The following is a 7,711-nucleotide window of genomic DNA, read 5'->3' as shown; positions in this document are numbered from 1 at the left end:
TAGAAGTCAGAACATTTATGTCCCGACCCCTTTTTTGTACTTTCTCGTTTTATTGTGAAAAAATCTACAAATTTTCGAATAACCCTCTTTTTGTAACCGCATTCTTGTTATAATGGACTTGAAAATGATTAAATATTTCGAAAAATGGTGTGCGAATGTATGGGACTGGATAAGCGTGCCGTCTTTTCAAATATTTAAAATACGTACTTCTTGAGTACACTAAGCAAATAAGGGAGGAAATCAATATGGCAAGAAAGGAAGCATCAGTGAAATCTGACAAGAAGCAAAAGGGTGTGAAGCCGCTATGGATTATCATCAGTTTTATCGTATTGATAGCGATTGTGTTGATACCAGTGAGCGGTATTCCGGTAATGGCTAAAATGTCACTTGCGATTTTAGCCTTTGCGGTCATTATGTGGGTGACGGAAGCGGTCTCTTACCCAGTATCCTCAACGATGATTGTAGCTTTGATCATACTATTATTAGGATTTAGTCCTGTACAAGATTTAGCAGAAAAACTAGGGAATCCTAAAGCAAATGGTGCCGCTTTACATGGTGCGGATTTATTCGGAACAGGCAATGCTTTGAAGTTAGCATTCAGTGGTTTCTCAACTTCAGCAGTTGCTTTAGTAGCAGCAGCGCTATTCTTAGCAGCTGCCATGCAGATTACTAATTTGCATAAACGTTTAGCATTATTGGTCTTATCGATTGTGGGTAATAAGACCAACCGCATTGTGGCGGGTGCAATTATAGTATCTATTATTTTAGCGTTCTTCGTACCATCTGCGACAGCGCGTGCAGGTGCAGTTGTACCTATTTTGTTAGGGATGATTGCGGCGTTTAAAGCTTCTAAAGAAAGTAAGCTTGCAGGTTTATTAATTATCACTGCAGTACAAGCAGTATCTATTTGGAACATCGGTATTAAGACAGCAGCTGCTCAAAATATCGTTGCAGTCAATTTTATCAACCAAAGTTTTGGTCATGATATTTCATGGGGACAATGGTTCTTATATGCAGCACCTTGGTCTATTTTAATGTCGATTGCACTTTACTTCATTATGTTGAAAGTTATGCCGCCAGAACAAAAAGAAGTGAAGGGCGGTAAAGAATTAATTCAGAAAGAATTAAATAAATTAGGCCCAGTGTCACCACGTGAGTGGCGTTTGATTGTGATTTCTGTTTTATTATTATTATTCTGGTCAACTGAGAAAATATTACATCCAATTGATTCATCTTCAATCACTTTAGTTGCGATGGCAATTATGTTAACACCTAAAATTGGTGTGATGAGTTGGAAAGAAGCGGAGAAACATATTCCATGGGGAACAATTATTGTCTTTGGTATTGGTATCTCACTCGGAAACGTATTATTAAATACTGGCGGTGCGCAGTGGTTAAGTGATAAGACGTTCGGTTTAATGGGCTTACAACATTTACCATTGATTGCGACAATCGCATTGATTACTTTATTTAATATCTTAATTCATTTAGGTTTCGCAAGTGCAACAAGTTTATCTTCTGCCTTGATTCCAGTCTTTATTTCTTTAACAGCAACATTACATTTAGGCGATCAAAGCATCGGCTTTGTGTTGATCCAACAATTTGTAATTAGTTTCGGTTTCTTATTACCAGTAAGTGCACCACAAAACATGTTAGCTTATGGTTCAGGTACATTTACAGTTAAAGACTTCTTGAAAGCAGGTATTCCATTAACAGTAGTAGGTTATATCTTGATTCTGATCTTCAGTTTCACATACTGGAAATGGTTAGGTTTAATATAAAATCATAATGAATTCAAAAAGACGATGGCATCAAGTCCATCGTCTTTTCTTTAGAAATAACATGTAGGTTTTAGTATTACCATACAAAGAAACACACATAAAGCGCTATATATTCTACGAACGTTAAAAGATACATATATTTCAAACGTAGCTTTACATTGAATGGTACTTCCCAATTCGGATACTTTTGTTCAAAATAAGCGATTTGAAGCAAGTAGATACCGATACCTAATGGCAGCAGCATTAAACCGATACTGACAAGAAATGAAAAACCAATCTCATGGATAAAGTGTCCGATAATCAATTGGATAACTATCAGTACCGCAATAAAAACAAGAAGTTGCATTGTCATTTTGCCATGCGCACTCCTTTCACCATGATCAATATCATTGCTTGTAGCAAGGTCATAACGAATAAGAAGAAAAGACCTTTCGCGTCTAAGAATTGAACAACATCTCTGATAATAGAAAGTGGTTGAGTGACTAAGTAGACACTATGGAATCTCAAGAATCGTCCCATCGCAATTCCTAAACTATTTACAAACATTAAGCCAATGACGATAATGTAATTGAATAAAGGTTTATTGGTTAAATGGAATAACTCAATGTTAATCAAAATATAACAATAAACTGCAAAACAGACGCCACCGACTAAGAAGGTAAAGTACAACCATTCTATAGGTCTGACCCCTTCCATAATCGTAAATGCAAATTGGTTAAGGTGGATAAGATCTGTCACCATATAAAAGGTATTCGGGAAGATTAAGACAAAGATTGCTGCGAAAACAATAAATAGCGGCCATTCGAAACGTCGCTTCGGTATAAATAGCTTAAGTAACCAAACGAGTTCAAAAGGAATATATGCTAAGAATAAGTTTAATGCCATGAATTGGTAAAATTGATTTAAAGGCAATGTCAGCAGCATTAATATCACAAATAATATGCGTGCAATATAACGTGATTGCATTTCAAAGTCCTCTCTTTAAACATCCCTGTTAACGGATGGATTATCTGAAAACAACAATACTCGTGTTTCAGACGTATTTAGATGAATATATTACAGGTTTTCAGCCTAGATATCAATTAAAAGTATAGCATTTAAAAGACACGTTAAGCATAGAAAAAAGAAATGAGGGAAGAATTAGACTAAAATAATTCAATATTATTTGATTGAGCCGCAGAATAACTATGGTGTATAATAGGTAGTCACGAAAAATTTGACTGAATCAAACAACGCAATAAAGGAGGAAATCATGAGTAAGCAATTAATCACCTTATATTTTAATATTTTTCTAGTCTTCTTAGGTATCGGATTAGTTGTACCGGTGTTACCCGTCTATTTAAAGGACTTAGGTTTAAATGGAAGTGATTTAGGTATTCTTGTTGCGGCCTTTGCGTTAGCGCAAATGGTAATTTCGCCATTCGGAGGCAACTTAGCTGATAAATTAGGGAAGAAATTAATTATTTGTATCGGTTTAGTATTATTCGCTGTTTCTGAGTTCATCTTTGCGATGAGCAGCAACTATCCACTTTTGATTGTTTCAAGAATTATCGGTGGTTTCAGTGCAGGTATGGTAATGCCTGGGGTTACAGGTATGATTGCAGATATCTCACGTCCTGAAGATAAAGCGAAAAACTTCGGCTATATGTCAGCAATTATTAACTCCGGCTTCATTTTAGGACCTGGCTTTGGCGGCTTTATGGCAGAGTTCTCTCACCGTTTGCCATTCTACTTCGCTGGGAGCCTAGGTGTCGTAGCATTCTTTTGTTCTTTATTCTTTATCCAAGGTGCAAAACGCGAAACGACAGATGGTTTCCATACAGTTATCGAACCGCAAGATTTAGCTAAAATTAATATCAAAGCTTTTATTACCCCGGTAATCATTACGTTCGTTTTAGCATTTGGACTTGCAGCATTTGAAACACTTTATCCATTATATACTGCAGATAAAGCACATTACGCGCCAAAAGATATTTCTATCGCGATCACAGGCGGTGGCTTAGCAGGTGCGATCTTCCAAATCTTCTTGTTCGATAAATTTATGAAGTACTTTAAAGAATTAACATTTATACAATTATCACTGCTTTATTCAGCAATTATGTTGTTTTTATTGATTGTTGCACATCATTACTGGTCAATTATGATTATCAGTTTTATAGTATTTATCGGTTTTGATATGATACGTCCAGCTATAACGAATTACTTCTCGAATATTGCGGGTAATCGTCAAGGGTTAGCAGGAGGCTTGAACTCTACCTTCACAAGTATGGGGAACTTCGCAGGCCCGCTCGTTGCAGGTACATTATATGATGTGAACTTAGAATTTCCATTGTATATGTCCGTGACAGTCATGTTATTAGGGATTGTGATTATTATGGTTGAGAAGACCATTAGAAAAAGCAGAAAGTTGAAACAAAGTTAGAGTATGATATAGAAAGTGTGCTGTTGTGTTTGCAACAGCATGCTTTTAATTTTTATTTATCTGAAAAATTTGAAAATGACATTGACGAAATGTGTCACTGGTGGTAACCTTAATACAATTCAATCAAATAGAACTCTTATCAAGAGAGGCGGAGGGATGTGCCCGACGAAGCCCAGCAACCATCGTGTAAACGAAGTGGTGCTAATTCACAAAAAGTCATAGACTTTTGAAGATGAGAGAAAGAATGAAAGCTTTCTCTTATTTTAATGAGAAGGCTTTTTTCTTTTGTTAAGGGTGATTTGATAAATATTACATAGGGATGGTGCAGTGGAAATGAAGAAAGTAAGTAGTTTAATCGGGTTATTGGTATTACTGGTCGTACTCGCAGCGTGCGGCAAAGGTGGAGACAAGGAGAAAATCACAGTAGCAGCTTCTCCAGCTCCGCATGGTGAGGTATTAGAACATGCGAAAAAAGCTATGAAAGATAAAGGGTATGATTTAGAAGTTAAAGTCGTTAATGATTATAAAGTACCTAATAAATTATTAGATAAAGGAGACGTGGATGCGAACCTTTTCCAACACGTTCCTTATTTAAAGGCTGAAAGAAAGTCACATGGTTATAAAATTGAAGAAGTCGGTAAAGTCTTCACAACACCAATGGGTGTTTACAGTAAAAAATATAAAAACATCAAAGATATTCCAAAAGGTTCAACAATCTATGTTTCAAACAACCCCGCTGAAGAAGGACGTTTCTTATCTTTCTTCGTTAATGAAGGCTTAGTTAAAATCAAAGATGGCGTGAAAATTGAAGATGCGAAATTCGATGACATTGTTGAAAATAAAAAAGATTTAAAATTCAATAATCAACAAGGTGCAGAGTTCTTGCCAAAAACATATAAAAGCGGTGAAGGTGCTGCTGTTATTATGAACTCAAACTATGCGATTGATAATGGTTTAACACCTTCGAAAGATGCGATTGTGATGGAAAATGAATCATCACCATTTGCGAATATTTTAGCAGTTAAAGAAGGTCATAAAGACGATAAAAAATTCCAAGAACTCATCAAAGTATTACAGTCTAAAGACATGAAAGAATTCATTAAGAAAGAATACGGTAAAGACGTAATACCATATGAAGCGAAGTAAAGGAGTCGAATGAATATGGCTAAATTAGGAATTATTGGTGTAGGACGTGTAGGCAGCCAAGTCTTAACAGATGCACAATATTTAGGACATTTTTCAGAAATTGTCGTGATTGATACGAATGAAAACTTAGCACAAGGTGAAGTGTTGGATCATCATCATATACAAGGTTTGAATCATACACATCGCACAAAAATTCATGAAGGCAGTTATCAAGACTTAGTAGATGTGGATGTGGTGATTGTGTCAGCGAGTGCGGCTTCGACACCAGACATGAAAGATCGTACCTTACTCACTAAAGCGAATAGCGTTATTGTGAATGATGTGTTTAGACAATTATCAGCTGTGACGAAAGAAGCTATCGTCATTTTAATTTCAAATCCAGTGGATGCGATGACGTATCTTGCGCATCAAGCAGGCTACCCATCTGATAAAGTGATCGGTACAGGTACCATTTTAGAGTCAGCACGTTTTCGTACTTTAATTGCTGATCACTACAATGTGGATCCTAAAGATGTAGAAGGTTTTGTATTAGGAGAACATGGTTCACATTGTGTGCCAATCTGGAGTCGCGTGCGTATTCATGGGATTGAATTACCAGAATTTGAACAATTGACAGGTCATGCGCCCATTGATCGTGGAGCGATTTCTACGGCAATTGACGAAGTCGCGTTTGATGTCTTTAAGAAAAAAGGTTGGACAAACTCAGCGATTTCAAGAGCGGCTGTTCAACTTGCACAGTCGATTTTATTTGATGAACATAGTATTGAACCCGTCAGCGGATTAGTTCAAGGTGCTTATGGATTAGTCGATGGTGCATTAAGTTTATTGACACTGGTTGATAGAAACGGTGTGAAACAGCGTTTGCCGATTGAATTGTCTAATGAAGAACAAAAACAATTGGAAGCGGCACATAACTTCATTCAAACTGCGATTGAACAGGGCGAAGCGGCAATTCAAGCACAAGTATAACCGTCATATAAACGAGCAATCTAACATCAGGTTGCTCGTTTTATTTTTGTAATAATTCTTTGATAATCATACTCAATCGTAATATATTGTCATACAAGACGCTGCTTTGTCATTTTATGAGTATGATAAAAAGAGAATATAATTTAATTTAACTTCTGAAAGACAGTTAAAACACTATTGAAAGCTCTTACACAACTCAACTTTATCTCACTACATTTCGTGTCGGTTCTGTTACATATGTTACGTATATTACATTTGTTTTAAATAGCTTACTACCTACCAAAATGTCATGTTTTTTATGTTAATATTGAAATCACGAAATAGAGGTTAAGAGGTATTAGGAATGAGAGCGTTTATTTTATGGGTGTCCGCTGCCATTCTTTCATGTTGTTTGATTTTCTTATTAGTATTAGTCACAAATGAAAATGAACTCGCGAAATTCCAAAATGGAGTATCTACATTTATGCAAAGTGACAAACAGGTCTCATCTGATCATTCAGCCTCAGACGCACCGCCAACATATCGTAAAGCGGCAGGGGGACCATCAACACAACATGCAGACGCAGCGCATAAGAGTGAAGCTGAATCTAGTTCATTATTTGTGATTTCATTAACTTCCATCACAAATGAATTAAGCCATCAATGGCTTCAGCATTTTCCAAAACAAGGCAGTTATGACAACTGAACTCACTTATAGAGTTGAAGTTATGTCAGAACGCCTTGTTTTTTTATGTCATGATTTGTGTTCGCATGCTATATTAAGAGTGAGGTGAACGCAATGAAACAGAAGAAAACAAATGCGATGCGTATTTTAGATCGCGAAGGCATCGATTATGAAATGCGTACATTTAAAATGGGTAAAGATCATATTGAAGGACAAGAAGTCGCAAAACTAATTGGTGCTAATCCAGATCAAGTGTTTAAAACACTCTTATTTATTAACAATAATCACGATCCATATGTGTTTGTGATTCCAGTAGAACATCATTTAGATATGAAACATGCGGCACAAGCAGTAGATGAAAAGAAACTGCATTTGCTTCCGCTAGATGAGTTGACGAAAGTAACAGGTTATATTCGTGGCGGTTGTTCCCCAATTGGTATGAAACATCTATTTCCAACAGTGATTGACCAATCTGCGCAACAACATGAGAAAATATTTGTAAGCGGAGGTCTGCCTGGTGTCCAAATGGGTGTGAATGTTTCAGAATTAATTCAAGCAACGAAAGCAAAAGTAGCGGATGTTGCGACACATGAAGCAAATTAAGATGAGCAGTGTTGATGAGCATTTGCTCATCTTTTTTAATAGTTTATGATTGTTTTTGAATGATTTTGAAAGATTTTGATTGAAAACGATTAAGAAAGCGCTTATAATAAAGAAGAAATGAGGTGG

8 protein-coding genes and 1 riboswitch are annotated in these 7,711 nt (G+C 36.3%); of the genes, 6 read left to right on the top strand and 2 right to left on the bottom strand.

What is annotated here, in order from left to right; genetic code table 11:
* The first annotated feature begins 245 nt into the window (after positions 1-245).
* Complete coding sequence (locus HMPREF2603_RS03330) at positions 246-1,781, top strand: SLC13 family permease (protein ID WP_002481482.1); 1,536 nt, start codon at positions 246-248, stop codon at positions 1,779-1,781.
* A 76-nt stretch (positions 1,782-1,857) separates the two neighbouring features.
* Here HMPREF2603_RS03330 and HMPREF2603_RS03325 read toward each other — a convergent pair whose 3' ends face one another.
* On the bottom strand, positions 1,858-2,133 hold the full coding sequence (locus tag HMPREF2603_RS03325; RefSeq protein WP_023015416.1) for a hypothetical protein: 276 nt from the start codon (positions 2,131-2,133) through the stop codon (positions 1,858-1,860).
* Positions 2,130-2,747, bottom strand: a complete 618-nt coding sequence (locus HMPREF2603_RS03320; RefSeq protein WP_060804100.1) for a DUF1361 domain-containing protein — start codon at positions 2,745-2,747, stop codon at positions 2,130-2,132. The genes HMPREF2603_RS03325 and HMPREF2603_RS03320 overlap by 4 nt, the downstream gene beginning before the upstream one ends.
* A gap of 286 nt (positions 2,748-3,033) precedes the next feature.
* Between HMPREF2603_RS03320 and norA the strand changes: the two genes are divergently transcribed.
* From norA to ybaK, 5 genes are all read left to right on the top strand, one after another.
* The gene (gene norA / locus HMPREF2603_RS03315; protein ID WP_023015415.1) at positions 3,034-4,203 is read left to right on the top strand and encodes a multidrug efflux MFS transporter NorA; all 1,170 of its coding nucleotides are present in this window, start codon (positions 3,034-3,036) and stop codon (positions 4,201-4,203) included.
* A gap of 133 nt (positions 4,204-4,336) precedes the next feature.
* Positions 4,337-4,442: riboswitch (SAM riboswitch) on the top strand.
* Between the two features lie 94 nt (positions 4,443-4,536).
* Positions 4,537-5,349, top strand: coding sequence for a MetQ/NlpA family ABC transporter substrate-binding protein (locus HMPREF2603_RS03310; RefSeq protein ID WP_002481486.1), 813 nt, complete (start codon positions 4,537-4,539; stop codon positions 5,347-5,349).
* Between the two features lie 15 nt (positions 5,350-5,364).
* A complete protein-coding gene (locus HMPREF2603_RS03305) occupies positions 5,365-6,318 on the top strand; it encodes a lactate/malate family dehydrogenase (RefSeq protein ID WP_070462499.1) in 954 nt (317 codons plus the stop codon).
* Positions 6,319-6,661: 343 nt separating this feature from the next.
* A complete protein-coding gene (locus HMPREF2603_RS03300; RefSeq protein WP_002481488.1) occupies positions 6,662-7,003 on the top strand; it encodes a hypothetical protein in 342 nt (113 codons plus the stop codon).
* A gap of 93 nt (positions 7,004-7,096) precedes the next feature.
* Positions 7,097-7,585, top strand: coding sequence for a Cys-tRNA(Pro) deacylase (gene ybaK / locus HMPREF2603_RS03295; RefSeq protein WP_060804102.1), 489 nt, complete (start codon positions 7,097-7,099; stop codon positions 7,583-7,585).
* Positions 7,586-7,711 lie beyond the last annotated feature (126 nt).

It is taken from the genome of Staphylococcus sp. HMSC055C03, assembly GCF_001809385.1.
Taxonomy (GTDB): Bacteria; Bacillota; Bacilli; order Staphylococcales; family Staphylococcaceae; genus Staphylococcus; species Staphylococcus simulans.
The sequence above is the reverse complement of the archived record's forward strand: the minus strand, read 5'-3'. Positions and strand labels throughout refer to the sequence as shown.